The organism is Lentzea terrae (assembly GCF_003265345.1).
GTDB lineage: Bacteria > Actinomycetota > Actinomycetes > Mycobacteriales > Pseudonocardiaceae > Lentzea > Lentzea terrae.
Map to the genome: position 1 here is coordinate 366,574 of NZ_QFWW01000007.1, position 16,715 is coordinate 383,288.

Below are 16,715 nucleotides of genomic sequence, written 5' to 3' on the forward strand. Positions count from 1 at the left end.
CGGGAAGGGTCTTTGGACTCTCCCGGAACACGTGCGCGCGACCACCACAACGCCGTGGTGGTCGCGCCTACGATTCTGGACGGGCAGCGTGATCGGAAAGGGGCCATCGAGGTGTCAGCAAAAGGGAGCTGAATCAATTTCCAGTGAGGACACCTCACCGGAACGGCCGATCAAGTCACTCTTCCAGGCTCACCACCTGAGCGGGGCACCGGTCGACTGCGTCACGAACCCCCGGCAACAGGTCGGCAGGAGGTTCGGCGATCACCACGAACCCGAGCCCGTCGTCATCCGACTGATCGAACACGTCCGGTGCGGCGAGCACGCACTGACCCGATCCGATGCATCCCGTCTGGTCTATCCGGACCGTCATCACCACACCACCGGGATCGCGGACGCGCCGTAAGTGATCATGTCCTCGCGGAAGCTCATCTCCGTCACGGGCACCGCGGGGCGCAGGTTCGGGAACCGGGTGAAGAGCGACCGGAGCAGGATCTGCAGCTCCGCGCGGGCCAGGTTCGCGCCCAGGCACTGGTGCGGACCGAAGCCGAACCCGAGGTGCGACACGGCCCGGCGTTCCAGGTCCAGCTCGCTCGCGTGCGGGCAGAGCTCCTCGTCCAGGTTGGCGTGCAACGACACCGCCGCCCACTCGCCCGCCCGCACGGTCACGCCGTCGACCTCGACGTCCTCCAGCGCCCTGCGCGCGATGCCGGCGCCGCCGAGCCTGCCGATCGTGTACCGCATCAGCTCCTCGACGATCACGTCGGCGCGGCTCGGGTCGCGCTGCAGGATCTCCAGCTGGTCGGGACGTTCGAACAGGGTGAGCGTGAAGAGGCCGAAGAAGTTCGACGTCGTCTCGTGGCCTGCCACGAGCAGACCGATGGCGAGCAGCATCAGCTCGTCCATGTCGAAGTCGGTCTCGTTGACCATCAGGCCGATCATGTCGCTGGTGTCGCCGGAGGCCTTCTTCTCCGCGACGACCTTGGCGATCACCTGGCCCAGCTCGGCGGCCTTCGCCTCGTACTCGGCCCTGGAACCGTTCTTGCCGAGCATCTCCCTGGCGGTGGCCTGGAACAGCGCCTGGTGCTCTGGCGGAACGCCGAGCAGTTCGGCGATCACCAGCGACGGCACCGGCAGGCACAACGAGGACACGAGGTCGGCGGGAGTACCCGCGCGCTCCATCTCGTCGAGGTGCTCGTCGACGATTCGCTGGATGCGCGGCCGCATCTCGTTGAGGCGCTTGACCATGAAGCCGCGCGACAACGGACGGCGCAGCCGGAGGTGCTCCTCGCCGTCCATCGAGTTCATGTTGCCGGGCTGACCGGCGTCGAGCACGGGCTCGCCCTCGGTGCGCATCTCCGGCCCACCATTGCGGTTCGCGCTGAACCTCTGGTCCGACAGCACCTGCCGCACCCCGGCGTAACTGCTGATCAGCCAGCCCTCGACGCCGTTCGGCCAGCGCATCCGCACGGGTCCGTTGCTGATGGCCTCCTCGAAGCCGGCGGGCGGCCCGAGCGGGTGTACGCGGTTCTCGTGGGGGACTGGACAGACGGCAGCTTCAGTCACGGGAGTCTCCTCAACAGAACAAAACTGTTCTTTTGAAACCATGACCGAACGTAGCGAAGAAACTACGAGCTGACGAGTTATTTGGTTCGAAAGGTCCCGATCAGCGGTCTCAACAGGCCGTCGACGATTCCGTCGATCACGCCCTGTTCTTCTGACCGCAGGACGAACGTCGAGATCAGCGCGGTGATGAGGATGTCGGCGTCGAGGCGGTCCGGCAGCTCGCCGCGCGCCTTCGCCCGGTCGACCGCGATCCGCAGGTGCTTCGTGTAGGCGCGGTCGACGTGCTCCTCGCGCAGGCAGGCGAGATCGGCGTCCTGGCGGCTGCCCTCGAGCAGGCCGAGGAAGATCCCCGCGGTGTCGAACGGCATCGGCTCGCCCCACGAGCGCAGGATCTGCCGGACGTCCTCGGCGAACGTGCCCTCGTCCGGCTGCGGCAGCTCCGGCAGGTTCGCCTTCAGCGCATCCATGATCAACCGCGCCTTGGACGGCCAGCGCTGGTAGAGACTCGCCTTGCTGGCCCGCGCCCTGGCCGCGACGAGGTCCATGTTGAACCTGGCGTAGCCGACCTCGGCCAGCACGTCGAGCACGGCGGCGAAGACCTCCTGCAGACGCTCCGGCGCGTCCAAGGGCATGCGACCCAACCGTGCTCCCTGCCCGACACCGACTTAGGTGACGTGCACCGTACCGCCGGGCGCGTCCGCGAGCAGACCCGTCCTCCGCACCTTCATCCACCGCAGCTGCGTGCCGTGCAGCGCGGTGATCAACGACTGGATGACCACGGCGTACATCAGCTGCCTGTATACAATCTGCTGTAGGGGATATGCCCACAACGGCTTGAGCGACTCGCCGTCCAGCCTCAGCGCGTAGCCGGCGCTCGCGGTCTGCAGTAGCAGGAATACCGTCCACACGACGAATCCGAGCGGCGCGTCTGCCACCAGAAAACCGTATACAACATACAGATCCATCAGCGGCGCGAGCAGCGGCAGCAGCAGGTGGAACGCCAGCAGGTAGATGAGGCCGAACCTGCCCATCGGCCCGTTCTCCAGCAACGCCCCGCGATGTTTCCACATCGACTGGAAAGTGCCGTACGACCAGCGGTAACGCTGCCGGAACAGCCCGGGGACCGTGCTCGGCGCCTCGGTCCACGCCTTCGCCTGCTGCCGGTACGCGACCCGCCACCCCGCCCGCGTGACCGCCATCGTGAGGTCGGTGTCCTCGGCCAGCGTGTGGTCGCTGATGCCGCCGACGTCGGTGAGCGCGGACTTGCGGAACGCCCCGACCGCGCCGGGCACGGTCGGGATGCAGCGCAACGCGTGCAGGATCTGCCGGTCCAGGTTGGACCCGGCGCAGTACTCGAGGTGCTGCCAGCGCCCCAGCAGGCCCGTGCGGTTGCCGACCTTGGCGTTGCCGGAGACCGCGCCGACCTGCTCGTCGGCGAACGGCTGCACGAGCTCGCCGATCGTGTCCGGCTCGAAGATCGTGTCGCCGTCGAGCAGCACCAGCACGTCGTGCTTCGCCTTGCGGATTCCGGTGTTGAGAGCGGCCGGCTTGCCCTGGTTGGCCTGCCGGAGCACCGTGACGCCGGGCAGGCCGAGCTCCTCCGCGCGGTCGCCGGTGCCGTCCGTCGAGCCGTCGTCGACCACGATCACCTCGACGTCGGCGCAGTGGTTGTTCGCGGCGATGGACCGCACCGTGGCGGCGATGTTCAGCGCCTCGTTGTACGCCGGGATGATCACCGAGACCGGTGGCGTGATCCACGGTGGCGGCGACTGCGCGGCCTCCCTGCGCAGCCGGCGGTCGGTGTGCGCGAGGCCGAGCTGCATGAGGGTGCGCAGCAGACCGAGCAGTGCCGCGATCGCGATCGCCGTGCCGAGCAGCATCAGCACGATGCCGCCGTTGCGCTGCGACCACGTCGTCACCGCACCGGTGAAGCGTTGGGTCGCGGTGGCCTCGACGGGGCGGTCGTCGGTGACCGTGACGAACCGGTAGCCGGGCGCCCTGGCCAGTTCACGGGCGATGTCGGCGCCGATGCTGCCGTCGTCGTGCAGCCGGACGACTCCCCTGCCGTGCTGCAACGACATCCGCACCAGCGTGCCGATGTCCTGGTGGTCGCGGTCGCCGCTGTCCACCTCGACGGGCGCGCCGACGAGCCGCGTGTGAACGCCGAGCGCGTCCGCCAGCGCGGCCTGCGCGAACGCGAGGTTCAGCGCATCGCCGTGGTCGCCCTCGGCGCGGAAACCGTCGATGGCGATCTGGTGGCCCTCGTCCGCGATGCGCCTGGTCACCTCGGGATTGCGGGTGACCTGGGTGCCGATGACGAAGAAGGTCGCCTTGACGTTGATCTCCCGCAGCGCGGTGAGCAGCCGCGGTGTCCACTTCGGATCCGGGCCGCCGTGGAACGCCAGCGCGAGCGTGCGTTCCGGCAGCTCCCGGTGTTCGCGGGCGTGCTGCACCGGTTCCGGCCTGATCGCGGTGTGGGCGTGGAACGAGACCACGCTGATCAGCACGAGCAAACCGAGCAGGATGGAGACCCAGTGCAGCCGCGGCGGGCGCTTCACCACACTTCCAGCAGCGTGCCACCGACCACGGCGGCGAACCCGATCAGTCCACTTGCGACGGTCAGGCTGACCAGCCGCGCCACTACCCGTCTGCTGCCGACCGCGTCGACGAAGACCTGCATTCTTTCTTCTTCCCCCCGGAAACCGTCCGGACGACGACGACCACCAGAGCCGCGCCGACCGACGCCGCGAGCCACGGGAACCCGTTGACGAACCACGGGACCGCGTCCGCGGCGAACTCCTTGCTGCTCCCCCAGAACGACTGCCACTGCGTTTGCCGCCGCCAGGCCGCATTGCCCACCGCGACGACCAAGAACACGACAGGTGGCGCCGGTGCCACCGTCCACAACCCCACGCGACGCACGAGCGCCGAAGTCAGCAGCGCACCCGCCACCAACCAGACGCCGAAGGGCCAGCCGAGGTTGTCCCCGTCCACCCAGATCCCCACCTGCGTGAACACCGCCAGCACCGCGAGCGCCGCCAGACTCGGCAGCTGAACCCCCATGACCACCTAGAATAGCCGCCGGGGGTGTCTCGTCATGCGATCACGTGGCCGCTATCACCGCACGGCCTTTCTCGTCCTCATGCGTACCACGTGGGTGGTCGTGTGCGCGGCTGTGCTCGTCGTGTCGGGCATCGCCTGGTCGACCGTCGCCACGATCTCGACGGGCATCGAGCGGTCCGACGCGATCCCCGACGACGCTCCCCGCTCGTCGTCCGGCCGCAACATCCTGATCATGGGCCTGACCACCCGGCTGGACCTGCACGGCGAACCGCTGCCGGACGACGTGCTGCGGCGCCTGCAGGCGGGCGAGAGCGACCGCGGCGGCTACAACGCGAACACGCTGATCCTGTTGCACATTCCGGTTTCCGGGCCGGCCGTCGCGATGTCCGTGCCGCGCGACAACCTCGTGCCGCTGGCGTCCGGCGGCGAGGGCAAGATCAAGGAGGCCTACGGGCGGGCCAAGGTCGCCGAGGAGGACCGGCTGCGGGCGATCGGCCAGAACGACAAGCGGACGCTGGAACGCGCCGGGCGGGAGGCCGGGCGCAAGGCCCAGGTGCAGACCGTGGCGGGGTTCCTGAACCAGCCGGTCGACCACCTCGTGGAGATCTCGCTGATCGGGTTCTTCCACATCGCCGAAGGGCTCGGCGGCGTGGACGTGTGCCTGCAGAAGGCGACCAAGGACCCGTTGTCCGGCGCGGACTTCCCCGCCGGCCCGCAGCACCTGGACGCCGGCCAGTCGCTGTCGTTCGTGCGCCAGCGGCACGGCCTGCCGAACGGCGACCTGGACCGCACGAAGCGCCAGCAGGCGTTCCTCGCGGCCGTCGTGCGCCGGGTGAAGGGCGCGGACGTGGCGGCCGTCCAGTCGATGATCGACATGGCGAAGCAGGACGTCGTGCTGGACGCCAGGTTCGACCTCACCGAGTTCGCCCGCAACGTGCCGACCGAGGTGCGGTTCGAGACGCTGCCGGTCGAGGGCGGCGCGCACCTCGACGGCAAGGACGTGAACAAGGTCGACGCCGAGAAGGTGCGGTCGAAGGTGACCGAACTGGCCACCGCGCCGCCGCCGTCCGCCGACGGCGTGCCGTGCATTGACTAGAACCGTCTAACCGCGCCTTTCGGTCACCCAGGTCGCGATCTGGGCGCGGGAGGTGAAGCCGAGCTTCTGCAGGATCCGCTCGACGTGCCCCTCCGCGGTTCTGCGGGCGATCACCAGCTTGGCCGCGATCTCCTTGTTCGACATGCCACCGGCGATCAGGTCGGCCACCTGCTGCTCGCGCTTGGTCAACGGTGTGGGCGCGGCGACGGCCGGCAGCTCCTCCGCGACCTCGTCCCCGATCGCGAACGAGATGGCGTCGTCCAGTTCGAGGTCCATGCCCTTGCGGAACACGGCGCGGAACTCCTGCTCGCCGAGCGCCGCGATGGTCGTGGCCTCGCATTCGCCGTGCGGGGCACCGAAGTAGCGCGACCCGAACATCGGGTAGCCGACCGACTGCCAGATCTCGCTGGTGGCGCCCAGCAGCGTCGCGGCGCGGACCGCGTTGCCCTGCGAGGCCGCGATCCAGGCCAGCACCTCGATCGCGAGCACGATGCCGAGCAGGTCGTGGAACGTCCGCTTGATCCGCAGGCACTCGCGGCCGAACTGGTCGGCCCGGTCGAAGTCACCGCTCACCCACGCGCACAACGCCAGCACGTAGATCGCGTACGCCTGCGCCCACAGCTCGCCGTGCTCCTCGCCGACGGTCTTCGCCCGCAGGCAGAGCCGTTCCGCGGCGGGGAAGTCGTGCTGGAACGTCGCCGAGATCGCGAGCTCGATGTCGGCGAGCATGGTGTGGCTGTTGACCGTCCCCTGGCCGCGGTAGAGGCGGACCGCCTCCTCGAACAGCCCGTCGGCCTGGTCCAGGTCGTCGCCGACGAGATGGGTGCACGCCAGCCGGTGCGTCGCGTAGGCGAGCGCGACCTCGTCACCCGCCGACTTCGCGTACTCCCTGCACTCCTCCAGCATGGCGGCCGACGCCGTGAGGTCGCCCTGCAACGTCGCCACATATCCGTTGACCCACAAGGTCTTCGCGCGGTCGGCCGGGGACGCGGGGATGAGCAGTGAGCGGTCCAGCCAGTGCCTGCCCTCGCCGAGCATCCCGCAGCACGCCCAGAAGAACCACAGCGTCGAGGCCAGGTGCACGCCGCGGTCGCTGCTCTCCTCGAAGCAGAAGTCCAGTGCCGACCGGAGATTCGCGTGCTCCATCCGGGTGCGCGCGAAGATCTCCGGCTGGCTCGGGCCGAACCACTCCTGCTCGCGGCGTTCGGCCCACTCGATGAAGTGGTCGCGATGCCGTTCCCGCAACACCTGCTCCCGGCCGGCGGCGCGCAGCTTCTCCAGGCCGTACTGGCGCAACGGCTCCAGCAACCGGAACCGCGTGCCCGCCGGGTGCGGTTCCGCCACGACGACGGACTTGTCGACCAGGCCCGCGAGCGAACGCATGACCTCCTCCGGCGTAACGCTGTCGCCGGAACAGACCCGTTCCGCGGCTTCGAGGTCGAACGTGCCGGCGAAGACCGACGCCCGTGCCCACAGGATCTGCTCGGACCGCGTGCACAGGTGAAAGCTCCAGTCCACCGCGGCCTGCAGCGTCTGGTGCCGCGGGTCGCCGCCGCGCTTGCCCTCCGCGAGCACCCGGAACGTGTCGTCCAATCTGGACAGCAGGTGGTCGAGCGTGAGGACGCGCAGGCGCACCGCCGCCAGTTCGATGGCCAGCGGGATGCCGCCCAGCAGCGTGCAGATCTGGGTGACCTTGTCGTGGTTGTGCAGTCCCACGGCGAAACCGGGCTCGACGGCCGCGGCCCGTTCCGCGAACAGGACCACGGCCGGGTCCTGCGGCAACGGGGCGACCTGCCAGAGGTGCTCGCCGTCGACGCCGAGACGTTCGCGGCTGGTGATCAGGATGCGCAGCCCCGGCACGCCACGCAGCAACGCGTCCACGAGGGCGGCCGCGGGTTCGACGACGTGCTCGCAGTTGTCGAGGACCATCAGCGCCTGCCGGTCCCGCAGGTGTTCCACCAGGACGGTGCGGTGCTGGCGGACCGTGTCGTCGTGGACGCCCAGTTGTTCCAGAACCGTGTGCACGACCAGTTCCGGATCCGTGACACCACTTAGTTCGACGAACCACACACCGTCGCGGAAAGCCCTCGACGTCTCCCCGGCCGCGCGCAACGCCAGGCGTGTCTTACCGACGCCACCGACACCCGTAAGAGTGACAAGACGAGACTCGGACAGGAGTCTCCTCACCTCGGCGACGTCGAGCCTGCGGCCGACGAAACTAGTTGTGTCAGCAGGCAAATTACCTTTGCGACCTGGGGAAAGCGAACCGCCCACAGCGGCACCCTAGGTCGGCGCGATCTCCCGCTGCAACGCGGTCCCCCGGAGGTACCAACGCCGAAACACGGGTAGTTACCCCCTAGGTCTCCCGGTGTGACGCCTCCAACCTTGAAGGCTGGGTGCCGTTTGCGCGAGGGGACGGATCATGGCCGGTGACAGCAGAGGTCTCGACGTCGACATCCGCGAGCAGAACGGCGTGCTCGTCGTCAGGTTCAGCGGCCGCCTCGACTGGTCGACGTACATGCGCGTGCAGGACGTGCTGCTCGACTGCGCCACCAAGGAGCTCGTCGGCGTGGTGGTGCAGCTCGACGACCTCGTCGCCGAGTCGCCAGCGCTGCTCGTGGTGTTCGACGTGGTGTGGCTGTCCGCGGCGCGCTGGCCGGGCATCTCGCTGAGCCTCGTCGTCAGTGATCACCAGCTGCGGGCGACGCTCGAGTCGCGTGGTCTCCCCCGGCACATCCCCATGTACCCCACGACGCAGGCCGCGCTGACGGCGGTCGTCCGGCTGCGGCACGAGGACCGCGTGGACGCGGCGCTGCCGACGTGCCGGTGTCTGCCGCACGTGGCGGAACGGATCACCGAACGCGCCTGCGAACGGTGGGGCGTCCAGTCGTTGCTCGACGTCGCCCCGCAAGTGGCCGTGGAGCTCGTGTCGCACATCGAGGACGAGGACAGTCCGTTGGCGCTGCTGCTGCGCATGCGTGCGGACAAGTTGTCCGTTGCCGTACGCACGACCGCACGGCTGGACCTCAGGCAGTGGAACATCATGCGGCGCAACGTCGCGTCCATCGCCGTTTGCAACTTCACCATGGGTGAGACGCCGGCTGGCGGTGGGCGGCACATCATCTGGGCGTTGCTCGATGTGCCGGAGGACAGCCAGCGGCCCCCGAGCTACCTGCCGGAGGCCGCCGTCTTCACCCACCAGGCTTAACGCTTCCGGGTCGTTCTACTGGGCGTGCATCGCCGCGATGCTGGTACGGCACGCCCGCACGACCTGACGGTTCGCCGCCGTGTCCGGGGTGCCAGTGCCGCACCTGGGACAGAAGAGCCGCGCAGTCGTCTCGTTGACGAACACCTCGAGAGGACAGCGGCACGGGCGGCACCAGCGATGGCCGGTGACCGGGATGACGTGGTCCGGCGAGGCGACGCACTGGTGCAACCAGCAACGATGCAGACCGCACGTCACTCGGGCGTGGGGATCGAGGCCGAGCTCCTCAGCCAGGTCCTCGGCGCTGAGGACCGCCGTCAACGTCGAGTCCTCCGCCTCGAAGGAGGTCACCAGCCGCAGGTGCGTGCGTCGCCTCATGGCAAGAACCTTGCTCTGCCGACGGAGTCAGGTATACCCGCATTATTACCTGTTTAATCGTCAGTTGCGCCGAATTCCATTCGGCATAGAACCCTCTTCTCACCCGCTCGTGGGCACCCTAGGCTCGGTGCAGACCGCGCGGCGCAGAGGTATTCCACATGGCAGATCCTGCGTACTTCCCTCCCCCGCACTCCGCCCGCATCGGCATGAGCGATGTGGAACAGCTGGAGTCGCAGACGCATTCGCTGAGGTCGGTCGACTACCAGTACGGCGGAGGGGCGTGCCGTGACGCCGTCATCGTCCGGATCTACTGGGCGCAGCAGCTGTTGGCGGCATCGGCCACGGACATGGTGCGCTCGCGTTTGTTGTCTGCAGTAGCCGATCTGCACAACCTCGCGGGATGGACGTCGTTCGACAGCGGTCAGGTCGGCGCGGCGTATCACCATTTCGACCGTGCTCTCGATTTTGCGCGTCACGACGAGGACCTGACGACCAACATCGTTTACCGGCGTGGGCGCGTGCATCTGCATCACGGCGCACCGGGTGATGCGCTGGCTTACTTCCAGAGGGGCGCGTGCGCGCCGTTGGCGGCGAGCATCATGCATTCGAACGAGGCGTGGGCGTACGCGCGTCAGGCCCGTTCAGCGGAAGCGTTGCGTGCGTTGGGCAAGGCACAGGACGCGTTCGCGCGCGCGGACCTCTCGCACGTGCCGGACTGGGCCCGGTTCCACGACGAGACCGACCTGACGGCGATGATCGGGACCGTCTACGCCGAACTCGGGGACACCCGGCACGCGATTCCGGCGTTGACGTCGGCGATCGAGGGGTTCGGGCCGAGCATGGCGCGCAGCTCGACGTTCTGCCTGATCGCGCTGGCCTCGTGCCACTTCCTGGACGGGGACGACGATCAGGCGCAGACCGTCGGGCTGCAGGCGATCAGTGCCGCGGAGGGGTTGCGGTCCGAGCGGGTGTGGGACCGGATGCGGCCGATGCTGCAGGTGGCGGCTTCCCGCGGGGTCTCGTTGCGCTGAGTCTTTGCAGAACCCGAACATTCGGCGGACCGTCTTCTGACCGTGCTGCCGCATCGTTCTGTGCCATGAACATTTCGCGAATCGGTGGGCTCGTGGCCGGGATGCTGCTGCTGGGCGCTGGGACCGCGTCCGCGCAGGAACCGATCACGATCAGCCCGGAGAAGGTGCAGCAGATCTGCTCTCAGCGGGTGCCGCGGACCGAGGCTCGCGTCAAGGCGCTGACCGACCGGATCAACGGCAGCCCGGAGACGCTGGGCTCGAAGAAGTGGATCGAGCAGAAGGCCGCCGACGCTCGTGCCGCCGGCAACACGGCACGCGCCGACGTCCTGGACGCGCGGCTGAAGCTGCGGGACGCGCAACTGGTGAAGCTGGGCAAGGCCGCGGAGCGGGTCGCCAAGTTCAAGTCCGAGCACTGCGGGTCCAAGTGAGGTGGGTTGCTCTTGTGCTGTTGGTCCTGTCGCTGACGGCGTGCCGGGGCGAGGCGCCGGTGTCGGACCTCGATGATGTGGAATCAACGCTGAACAGCATCGAGTCGGACATCAACCAGCCGGGGTGAACGCGTGGAACGTGGCCTGGTGCTCGTCGTGGAGGACGAACCGGCGATCGCCGAGCTCGTCGCGCTCTACCTGCGGCGCGACGGCTTCGGCGTGCAGGTCGAGTCCTCGGGGGACGCGGCACTGGCCGCGGTCCGTTCGTTGTCGCCGGTCGCCGTGGTCCTGGACGTGGGTCTGCCGGGCATGAACGGCATCGAGGTCTGCCGCGCGCTGCGTGCCGCGGGCGACTGGACCCCGGTGCTGTTCGTGACCGCACGCGATGACGAGGTGGATCGCTTGCTGGGCCTGGAACTCGGCGCCGACGACTACATCACCAAACCGTTCAGCCCGCGCGAACTGGCTCTGCGCGTCCGAACCGTGCTGCGGCGCTCTTCCAGTGTTGTCTCGGAGGTTCTGCAGGTGGGCTCGGTGCGGCTGGACGTCGGCGAACGTCGTGCGTTTGCCGGTTCTGCGGAGGTTTCGTTGACCTCGACGGAGTTCAGCCTGCTCGCGTACCTGATGAAGCACCCGCGTCAGGTGTTCTCGCGCGAGCAGTTGCTGAGCGCCGTGTGGGGTTACGCCTCCGTCGCCGGCACGCGCACGGTCGACGTGCACATCGCCCAGCTGCGGGCCAAGTTCGGCGCTTCGAGTCCAATTCGGACGGTGCGCGGTGTCGGCTACTCGGCGGACGCGTCATGAACCTCGCCGCCCGCATCGCCTTGCTGTGTCTGGGAGTCGCGTTCGTCGCCGTGCTCGTCGCCGGCCTCGTGTCGACCCGGCTGGTGCTGTCCACCTCACAACAGGTGAGCCGCGAGATCCTGCGCTCCCAGGCCGACGTGGTGTCGGGCCAGATCTCCAACGCTCGGGTCGAGCAGGTCCTGGAGGGTCAGGGGATCGCGATCGTCCGCATCTCCTCGTCCGGTGAGATTTCCGGCTCCGATCGTGCAGCCGTGCGTGCGGCTCGCGACGTGGGTGCGGGTCGCGTTGTGGGCGGTGAGCCGGTGTCCAGCGTGAGCGGCCGCCTGAACGTGGAGGCCCGCGCGTCAGGGGCCGGCGGCTTCGCTCTCGTGCAGGAGACCGAGACCAGCAACACCTACCGCAAACTGGTCCGCAACATCCTGTTCGCCCTGGGCATCGGCCTGGCCGTGGCGTGCCTGGCCGGCCTGGCCCTGGGTTCCGTCCTGGCCCGTCCGTTGAAACGCGTGGCCTCCGTGGCGCACTCGATGAGCACGGGCCGCCGCGACCTCCGCGTGCCGGTGGCGGGGACGGTCGAGCTCGCTGAGGTGGCCACCTCCGTCAACTCACTCGCAGATGCCTTGCAGCGCAGTGAATCCCGCCAACGCGACTTCCTGCTCTCGGTCTCCCACGAGCTCCGCACCCCGCTCACCGCCGTGACGGGCTTCGCGGAATCCCTGGCCGACGGCGTGGTGTCCGGCGCGCAGGTGGCCCCGGTCGGCACGGTCATCCTCGACGAGGCCCGTCGCCTGGACCGGCTGGTGACCGACCTGCTGGACCTGGCCCGCCTGGGCGCCGACGACTTCCGCCTGGACATGGCGGCCGTGGCCCTGGAACCCGTCGTGCGCTCAGCGGCCGAGGTCTGGCACGCCCGCTGCCACGCGCGAGGCGTGGCTTTCTCTTTGGATGTCACGGCCTCACCCACCGTGTGGGCCGACGCGCGCCGGTTGCGCCAGGTCATCGACGGTCTGATGGAGAACGCGTTGCGCGTCACGCCCGCCGGTCGCCCGGTGGTGCTCGCGCTGTCGTCCGTGCTGGAGGTGCGGGACGGCGGGCCAGGACTGGCGGCGGAGGACTACCCCGTCGCGTTCGACCGCGGGGTGTTGCACGCGCGGTACCAGGAGACGCGGCCGGTGGGCACCGGGGTGGGGCTGGCGCTGGTGCACGGGCTGGTCACGCGGATGGGCGGGACGATCAAGGCGGGACCTGCCCCGGAAGGTGGCGCCGCCTTCACCGTCACGTTGCCTACTTCGCCTGGGGCAGCTTGACCTTCTTCTTCGCGCCGGGCGACGACGGCGGCGGCACCACCGGCCCGATGTCCCCGTCCGGCGCCGTGTCCAGGTCCACGATCACCGGCGCGTGGTCGCTGGGCCCGGTCCCCTTGCGCGCATGCCGGTCGACCCAAGCGGCCTGCACCCTCGGTGCGACGGAAGACGAAGCCAGGATCAGGTCGATCCGCATTCCCAGGTCCCGGTGGAACATCCCGGCCCGGTAGTCCCAGTAGCTGAAGATCCGCTCGTTGGGCCACCGATCCCGCACCACGTCGTGAAAGCCGAGCGCCTGAATGGCCTGCAACGCGGCCCGCTCCGGCTCGGTCACGTGCGTCTGCCCGATGTAGGCCTCGGGATCGAAGACGTCGGCATCGGCAGGAGCGATGTTGATGTCCCCGCACACCAGGGCGTCGTCGGGCCCGGCCTCCAGCACGTCCCGCAACGCGGCGAGCCACTCCAGCTTGTACTTGTAGTGGTCCGACTCGGGCTCACGGCCGTTGGGCACGTACAGCGAGTGCACGCGCACCCCACCACACGTGGCGGACACCGCGCGGGCTTCGACGTGCGGGAATCCGGGCGCCCCGGCCACGCCGACCGCGACGTCGTCCAGCCCGACCCTGGACAGCAGGGCGACGCCGTTCCACTGCGTCTCGCCGAACAGCGCCACCTCGTAGCCGCGCTCAGCCAGTTCCGCGCCGAGCAAGGCCGTGAAGGCGTCATCGGCCAGCTTGGTCTCCTGCAGGCACACGACATCGGGCTTGCGCTGGTCCAGCCAGGGCAGGAGCCTCGGCACGCGCTGCTTGACCGAATTCACGTTCCACGTCGCCACTCGCACGCAGTCAACCGTAGTCACCGGAACTCAAGCCCGCATCGAACGCTTCAGAGCATGTTGAACACCTCCTCCGCCCGGTCCCGTTTCACGAACATCTGCCACGCGGTCTCGGCGATGTCGTCCGGGTCGAGCGTGTGCCCGGCCAAGCTCCCGAACTGCTCGGGCTTGCTCTGCACGGCCTGATGGATGTCACCACGTTCGACGACACCGCCGATGATGAGCGTGCCCGCGTACACACCTTTGTCCGCCAACGCCGCGTTCAGCGTCACGGCGTAGTTGCGCAACGCCGCCGCCGTCAACGCCAACGCACCGAGCACCGGCATCGGCACCACCGCGCTAAGCCCACCCGCAAACAGCAGCCCACCTCCGCGCTCGATCATCTTCGGCAGCACGTGCTCGGTGACGTCGATCGCCGGGTAGAGCCAGTCCATGGCGGCCCGCGCCTCGTCGGACGACGTCGAACTGATCTCGTTGGGCAGGTCGTCGAGGTCGGTGGCTCCGGGCCCGTAGTAGACGACGTCGACCGGACCAACTTCGTCCAATGTGGACTTGAGCAGCTCCCTCTCGCGCACGTCGACCGCGAACGCCCGCGCCCGCACACCCTTTGCGGCCAGCTCGGCCAGATACCTGCCATGCCGTTCGCTGCTGCGCGAAACCAGCACGACGTCGTAGCCCTCACGCCCGAACCGGTGCGCGATGGACATGCCGAGCCCAGGACCGACCCCGAGCACAACCGCGGTGGGAGACATGGCTTTCGTCCTTCCTCAGGCCAAGTCGAGGGCACCCTCGACTTATGCGGCCGACGCTACCACGGAATTCGAGGGCACCCTCGACTTATCCGCCGCGTAGGATCCCGGCCATGGTCACCGCGTCGAGGCCCCTGCGTGCGGACGCGGCACGCAACCGGGAGAAGCTGCTGGCAGCGGCCGCGGAACTGTTCGCGGAACGCGGCCTCGACGTGCCGCTCGAACACATCGCCCGCCGCGCAGAGGTCAGCATCGGCACGCTCTACAAGCACTTCCCGACCCGCGAGGACTTCACGACGGCGATCTTCCCCGAGCGCCTGGCCGCCCTGGACGTCATCGGCGCGAAGGCCCTGGCCGACTCCGACCCGTGGCACGCGTTCGCCGGCTACCTCGAAGACCTCTACACCCTGCAGGCCGAGGACCGCGGCCTGAACGACGTCCTGGCCCGCGACCTGCCCAACGCCCCCGAGGTGGTCTCGGCCTGCCACCGCGGCACGAGCCACGTGGGCACCCTGATCACCCGCGCGATCGAGGCCGGCACGCTGCGCGCCGACTACACGATCGCGGACATGGCCACCCTGACCAGGGCAATGGCCCAGGTGATCCGGGACTCGCCGAGCGAGTGGCGGCGCTTCCTGTCCATCTACGTCGAAGGCCTGCGCGCACGAACCCCATGAGAGCGCAAAGAGCCCGCGGAGGTCTGGGGGTTCGTGCCCCAGAAGACACGAGGAGCGAGGCGGGTCGGCGCTTTTCGCCGACACACCTCGCCCACGAGTGGATGGGGAAGGTGGGGCTCGAACCCACGACCTGACGGATTATGAGTCCGCTGCTCTGACCAACTGAGCTACTTCCCCCGCGCGGCTCACGCTGCGTGGTGGAGGATACCGATCACGCCGAACGGGCCTTGCGCGCCCCCGTGGCGAGCGACACATAGGCTGCACGCGTGCGTCTGATCCTCCGCGACTTCACCCCGGCGGACGAGCCCGAGGTGCTGCGGCTGTTCGCCGGCTGCGACGACTGGTTCCAGGCTGCCACGGGACATCCGTCGGGGCCCGGTGACGTGCAGAGTCTTTTCTACGCGTTGCCGGAGGGGGCGACGTTCGAGCAGAAGCACCTGCTGGTCGCCGAGGCTCAGGGCATGATCGGGTTCGTCGACCTCGTCCTCGACCACCCCGCGCGGCACGAGGCCAGCATCGGGTTCTTCCTGGTGCCGAAGGATCTCCGCAGGTGGGGCATCGGCAGGGCGATGGCCACGGCGCTCACGCAGCGCTACCCCGACATCACGCAGGTGCACGTGAGCCTGACGGACTTCCAGCCCGGCAAGGAGTTCCTCAAGGCCATGGGCTGCACGGTCAACGGTCAGCGCGCGGTGCTGGAGATCGCCCCGAGGTCCGAGGGCCGGTAGCCGTCCGGGTAGCCGGGATAGGTGCGGTTGCGCGCGCGGGTCAGCTTCAACGAACGACGCACTGGCATCCGGCGCACCACCAGCGCCCGCATCCGCAACGTCAGCCGCCCCACCACGCCAACCCACCCCGGCGGCGACGAAAACCCGAACGCGCGCACCATCAGCGGGTCCAGCAGTGCGATCACCGCCCGCGAGACCACCGGCTCGAGCACTGACGGGTACCACGAGCAGAACAGGTCGAGCGTGTACTGGCCGATGCGGCGGTTCGACGGGGCGAACACGAAGTTCGACTGCTCATAGGCCTCCTTGAAGGCCCGGAACGCACCGAAGTCCGCGGGAATGTCCCGGATCCCCATGCGGGCACCGACCGCGCGGTAGAAGTGGAACGCGGCCAACTGCTCGTTGCGCGACAACGGCCGCCATCCGTACAAACCAATCCAGTCGATCGGGTCGTAGATGAACGTCGACAGCACGTAAAGCATGTCGGCGTTGGAGATGGAGTAACGGCCGTGCTGCCGGTTCACGACGCGCAACGCCTCACGTCCGCGCGGGGAGTCGTAGCCGTGTTCGACGAGCTCGGCCATCAGGACCGCGGTGTCGTCGTAGCGCTTCTGCGGGCGGCGTTCGAACTCGCCGGTGCGTTCCAGCAGGCCCGAGATCGACGGCACGCAGTACGTGCGGAACAGCGCCAGCTCCAGCGACTTCTGGTAGTCCCACGGGAAGTCCAGGCCCGCGGAGATCCGCATGATCTCCTCGTGGTCGGTGACGGGGTCCAGCGACGTGATGCGGCGTAGATTCGCGAAGCGGGCCATCCACCCAAGCTGACTCAACCGCCGCAGAAGCACCAGGCCCCAGTC

The 16,715-nt window shown here is 68.7% G+C and carries 19 protein-coding genes and 1 tRNA gene; 8 read left to right on the top strand and 12 right to left on the bottom strand.

The window, feature by feature from the left end; translation table 11 throughout:
* Positions 1 to 175 precede the first annotated feature (175 nt).
* The 6 genes from DI276_RS13715 to DI276_RS51980 form a co-directional block, all read right to left on the bottom strand.
* Complete coding sequence (locus tag DI276_RS13715; RefSeq protein ID WP_112263826.1) at positions 176 to 370, bottom strand: ferredoxin; 195 nt, start codon at positions 368 to 370, stop codon at positions 176 to 178.
* A complete protein-coding gene (locus DI276_RS13720) occupies positions 370 to 1,563 on the bottom strand; it encodes a cytochrome P450 (protein WP_157984697.1) in 1,194 nt (397 codons plus the stop codon). The genes DI276_RS13715 and DI276_RS13720 overlap by 1 nt, the downstream gene beginning before the upstream one ends.
* Positions 1,564 to 1,640: 77 nt before the next feature.
* A complete protein-coding gene (locus DI276_RS13725) occupies positions 1,641 to 2,195 on the bottom strand; it encodes a TetR-like C-terminal domain-containing protein (protein ID WP_112263678.1) in 555 nt (184 codons plus the stop codon).
* Between the two features lie 33 nt (positions 2,196 to 2,228).
* Positions 2,229 to 4,121: a bifunctional polysaccharide deacetylase/glycosyltransferase family 2 protein gene (locus DI276_RS13730; protein ID WP_232836634.1), complete on the bottom strand. Its 1,893-nt coding sequence runs from the start codon at positions 4,119 to 4,121 to the stop codon at positions 2,229 to 2,231.
* The gene (locus DI276_RS52965) at positions 4,118 to 4,243 is read right to left on the bottom strand and encodes a hypothetical protein (protein WP_269814257.1); all 126 of its coding nucleotides are present in this window, start codon (positions 4,241 to 4,243) and stop codon (positions 4,118 to 4,120) included. Before DI276_RS52965 ends, DI276_RS13730 begins: the two co-directional genes overlap by 4 nt.
* Positions 4,204 to 4,626 (bottom strand): DUF6542 domain-containing protein, encoded by a 423-nt coding sequence (locus DI276_RS51980; RefSeq protein WP_232836635.1) that lies wholly within the window; start codon positions 4,624 to 4,626, stop codon positions 4,204 to 4,206. Before DI276_RS51980 ends, DI276_RS52965 begins: the two co-directional genes overlap by 40 nt.
* 79 nt (positions 4,627 to 4,705) lie before the next feature.
* Between DI276_RS51980 and DI276_RS13740 the strand changes: the two genes are divergently transcribed.
* The gene (locus DI276_RS13740) at positions 4,706 to 5,722 is read left to right on the top strand and encodes an LCP family protein (RefSeq protein WP_157984698.1); all 1,017 of its coding nucleotides are present in this window, start codon (positions 4,706 to 4,708) and stop codon (positions 5,720 to 5,722) included.
* Positions 5,723 to 5,728: 6 nt separating this feature from the next.
* Here the strand turns inward: DI276_RS13740 and DI276_RS13745 are convergent, their stop codons facing one another.
* Positions 5,729 to 7,909: an ATP-binding protein gene (locus DI276_RS13745; RefSeq protein ID WP_198680619.1), complete on the bottom strand. Its 2,181-nt coding sequence runs from the start codon at positions 7,907 to 7,909 to the stop codon at positions 5,729 to 5,731.
* A 235-nt stretch (positions 7,910 to 8,144) separates the two neighbouring features.
* On the opposite strand from DI276_RS13745, the gene DI276_RS13750 reads away from it, so the two are divergent.
* Positions 8,145 to 8,930, top strand: coding sequence for an STAS domain-containing protein (locus DI276_RS13750; RefSeq protein ID WP_112263683.1), 786 nt, complete (start codon positions 8,145 to 8,147; stop codon positions 8,928 to 8,930).
* A 15-nt stretch (positions 8,931 to 8,945) separates the two neighbouring features.
* Here DI276_RS13750 and DI276_RS13755 read toward each other — a convergent pair whose 3' ends face one another.
* Positions 8,946 to 9,305 carry a hypothetical protein gene (locus tag DI276_RS13755; protein ID WP_112263684.1) on the bottom strand — a complete coding sequence of 120 codons (360 nt, stop codon included), beginning with the start codon at positions 9,303 to 9,305 and terminating at the stop codon, positions 8,946 to 8,948.
* Between the two features lie 158 nt (positions 9,306 to 9,463).
* Between DI276_RS13755 and DI276_RS13760 the strand changes: the two genes are divergently transcribed.
* The 4 genes from DI276_RS13760 (at position 9,464) to DI276_RS13775 (ending at position 12,872) form a co-directional block, all read left to right on the top strand.
* A complete protein-coding gene (locus tag DI276_RS13760) occupies positions 9,464 to 10,336 on the top strand; it encodes a hypothetical protein (RefSeq protein ID WP_157984699.1) in 873 nt (290 codons plus the stop codon).
* A gap of 65 nt (positions 10,337 to 10,401) precedes the next feature.
* Positions 10,402 to 10,764, top strand: coding sequence for a hypothetical protein (locus DI276_RS13765; protein ID WP_112263686.1), 363 nt, complete (start codon positions 10,402 to 10,404; stop codon positions 10,762 to 10,764).
* A 132-nt stretch (positions 10,765 to 10,896) separates the two neighbouring features.
* On the top strand, positions 10,897 to 11,568 hold the full coding sequence (locus DI276_RS13770) for a response regulator transcription factor (protein ID WP_232836636.1): 672 nt from the start codon (positions 10,897 to 10,899) through the stop codon (positions 11,566 to 11,568).
* The gene (locus DI276_RS13775) at positions 11,565 to 12,872 is read left to right on the top strand and encodes a HAMP domain-containing sensor histidine kinase (RefSeq protein WP_112263687.1); all 1,308 of its coding nucleotides are present in this window, start codon (positions 11,565 to 11,567) and stop codon (positions 12,870 to 12,872) included. Before DI276_RS13770 ends, DI276_RS13775 begins: the two co-directional genes overlap by 4 nt.
* Here the strand turns inward: DI276_RS13775 and DI276_RS13780 are convergent.
* Positions 12,850 to 13,710 carry an exodeoxyribonuclease III gene (locus tag DI276_RS13780; RefSeq protein WP_198680620.1) on the bottom strand — a complete coding sequence of 287 codons (861 nt, stop codon included), beginning with the start codon at positions 13,708 to 13,710 and terminating at the stop codon, positions 12,850 to 12,852. The genes DI276_RS13775 and DI276_RS13780 overlap by 23 nt on opposite strands.
* A 44-nt stretch (positions 13,711 to 13,754) precedes the next feature.
* Positions 13,755 to 14,456, bottom strand: a complete 702-nt coding sequence (locus DI276_RS13785) for an SDR family NAD(P)-dependent oxidoreductase (protein WP_112263689.1) — start codon at positions 14,454 to 14,456, stop codon at positions 13,755 to 13,757.
* A 110-nt stretch (positions 14,457 to 14,566) separates the two neighbouring features.
* Here DI276_RS13785 and DI276_RS13790 point away from each other — a divergent pair, with 110 nt between their 5' ends.
* Positions 14,567 to 15,130, top strand: coding sequence for a TetR/AcrR family transcriptional regulator (locus DI276_RS13790; protein ID WP_112263690.1), 564 nt, complete (start codon positions 14,567 to 14,569; stop codon positions 15,128 to 15,130).
* Between the two features lie 102 nt (positions 15,131 to 15,232).
* On the opposite strand, the gene DI276_RS13795 is transcribed toward DI276_RS13790, so the two are convergent.
* A tRNA-Ile gene (locus DI276_RS13795) sits at positions 15,233 to 15,307 on the bottom strand.
* An 89-nt stretch (positions 15,308 to 15,396) separates the two neighbouring features.
* Here DI276_RS13795 and DI276_RS13800 point away from each other — a divergent pair.
* Positions 15,397 to 15,858, top strand: a complete 462-nt coding sequence (locus tag DI276_RS13800) for a GNAT family N-acetyltransferase (RefSeq protein ID WP_112263691.1) — start codon at positions 15,397 to 15,399, stop codon at positions 15,856 to 15,858.
* On the opposite strand, the gene DI276_RS13805 is transcribed toward DI276_RS13800, so the two are convergent.
* Positions 15,813 to 16,670: an oxygenase MpaB family protein gene (locus DI276_RS13805; RefSeq protein WP_112263692.1), complete on the bottom strand. Its 858-nt coding sequence runs from the start codon at positions 16,668 to 16,670 to the stop codon at positions 15,813 to 15,815. The genes DI276_RS13800 and DI276_RS13805 overlap by 46 nt on opposite strands.
* Positions 16,671 to 16,715: the final 45 nt, after the last annotated feature.

Excerpts from the sequence above, each read along its gene's own strand:
- DI276_RS13715 (WP_112263826.1), bottom strand. The coding sequence starts at position 370 with ATGACGGTCCGGATAGACCAGACGGGATGCATCGGATCGGGTCAGTGC.
- DI276_RS13760 (WP_157984699.1), top strand. The coding sequence starts at position 9,464 with ATGGCAGATCCTGCGTACTTCCCTCCCCCGCACTCCGCCCGCATCGGC.
- DI276_RS13740 (WP_157984698.1), top strand. The coding sequence starts at position 4,706 with ATGCGTACCACGTGGGTGGTCGTGTGCGCGGCTGTGCTCGTCGTGTCG.
- DI276_RS13725 (WP_112263678.1), bottom strand. The coding sequence starts at position 2,195 with ATGCCCTTGGACGCGCCGGAGCGTCTGCAGGAGGTCTTCGCCGCCGTG.
- DI276_RS13785 (WP_112263689.1), bottom strand. The coding sequence starts at position 14,456 with ATGTCTCCCACCGCGGTTGTGCTCGGGGTCGGTCCTGGGCTCGGCATG.
- DI276_RS13765 (WP_112263686.1), top strand. The coding sequence starts at position 10,402 with ATGAACATTTCGCGAATCGGTGGGCTCGTGGCCGGGATGCTGCTGCTG.
- DI276_RS51980 (WP_232836635.1), bottom strand. The coding sequence starts at position 4,626 with ATGGGGGTTCAGCTGCCGAGTCTGGCGGCGCTCGCGGTGCTGGCGGTG.
- DI276_RS13755 (WP_112263684.1), bottom strand. The coding sequence starts at position 9,305 with ATGAGGCGACGCACGCACCTGCGGCTGGTGACCTCCTTCGAGGCGGAG.
- DI276_RS13750 (WP_112263683.1), top strand. The coding sequence starts at position 8,145 with ATGGCCGGTGACAGCAGAGGTCTCGACGTCGACATCCGCGAGCAGAAC.
- DI276_RS13790 (WP_112263690.1), top strand. The coding sequence starts at position 14,567 with ATGGTCACCGCGTCGAGGCCCCTGCGTGCGGACGCGGCACGCAACCGG.
- DI276_RS52965 (WP_269814257.1), bottom strand. The coding sequence starts at position 4,243 with ATGCAGGTCTTCGTCGACGCGGTCGGCAGCAGACGGGTAGTGGCGCGG.
- DI276_RS13775 (WP_112263687.1), top strand. The coding sequence starts at position 11,565 with ATGAACCTCGCCGCCCGCATCGCCTTGCTGTGTCTGGGAGTCGCGTTC.
- DI276_RS13805 (WP_112263692.1), bottom strand. The coding sequence starts at position 16,670 with ATGGCCCGCTTCGCGAATCTACGCCGCATCACGTCGCTGGACCCCGTC.